1 protein-coding gene is annotated in these 1,538 nt (G+C 39.3%); it reads left to right on the plus strand.

The window, feature by feature from the left end; translation table 11 throughout:
• Positions 1–1,205: DUF3141 domain-containing protein (locus ACS8FD_RS14205; protein ID WP_439276341.1), on the plus strand; the 1,205-nt coding region annotated here is incomplete at its 5' end.
• Between the last annotated feature and the right edge of the window lie 333 nt (positions 1,206–1,538).

Below are 1,538 nucleotides of genomic sequence, written 5' to 3' on the forward strand. Positions count from 1 at the left end.
CTTATAGTGATGAGCGAGATGTTGAGGTTTGCGGTCAACGTATTATCTATATGATTCATGAGCAAGTAGGCCATCTAGGTATCTTTGTCAGCTCCAAAATAGCCAATCATGAGCATACAGGTATAGCCTCAATCATGGATATGATTGAAGTTTTACCACCAGGATTGTATGAGTTGCACATTGACCATATTGAGGGATCGGGGCAAGAAAAAACGTTTACCGTTGATCTAAAACGTCGTACTTTTAAAGATTTAAACCAAGCGCTAGGAGACGACCGAACCGATGAAGAATTATTCAAAGCGGTACATCGGTATTCTATGACTCAGACTCAAGCTTATGAACATAATTTGCGCCCACTAGTAAAAGCTATGAGCAATGAAACTTCCGCTCAATTTCTTCGTACTATGCACCCATTGAGACTCCAAAGAAGTATATGGAGTAGTAGAAACCCGCTAGCAGTAGCTACTTGTCATTTGAGTAAAGCAATGACTGGTACAACTGATAACCAGCAGAGCGAAGACTTCGTCCCTGCAAAAAAAGCTAAAAAAGCGCGTCATTCTTCTGATAGTTATGCCAGAGTGAAACTGCCAGCCATCGAATCTATGCAGCAGGACAACCTTTTCTTGCAAGTCGAAAAAATGTTTATGGATAGTGTCAGAGTGACGCTAGACTTTTGGCGAGATTGGCAGGGTAGATATACAGAGAGTATGTTCTTTGGGATTTGGTCAATGCCTTGGTTTCGTGAATATGGAGAATCAGTAGGCTCACGTCGTCTGTTGAATAAAGACGAACTGCATGAATTGCCAAAGGTAGAAGAGGCACTGACCAAAATCTCTGAAGGCAGTTTTAATGAAGCTGTCGTGCGTATGATGATTTTGTGTAATATAGTTGCTGATGACAATATAGACCGTGACCAGCTGATGCGTTTGACTGAAGTGCTGACTGAACAAGAACCATTTAGTCAACTTTTGAACACCGAATTGGCAGCCATGATACATACTCAGACGCTTATCGTTCGTTTTGCTGAAGATGCCTCTATTGAGTCTTTGAACACACTCATCGAAACCAAGTCAGAACGCATCAAAGCATTCAAACTGGTTTATTATGTGGTTGGCGATAAATCAGAAGATAGGAATTATAGGACGCTATCGATGATGAATGGTATCAAAGCTGCATTGGGTTTAGCTGATACTGATATTAAATAGTAGTTTTCACAAATGTGAAAACCTCAAGTATTGGTTTACTTGGGGTTTTTTTGTCTGATGGCTTGTTGAGCATAGTGCATGATTAAATAAATATTTTTGCAGCTTGAAACTATGCTGTTAATATTAGCTAAATAACCACTTTGCATAACGGTTGCCAGTGGATAAGGCTTAGCATTATCTATCATTTTCTATTATAAAATGGACAAGACATGGAATATAACCATATACCTAGACAGTCGTTAGGATTTTTCCCAACACCATTAATTGAGCTCAAAAGATTGAGTAAAAAACTTGATGGCCCTAAGATTTTTATGAAAAGAGATGACAATACGG

Source organism: Psychrobacter sp. 1U2, assembly GCF_051847575.1.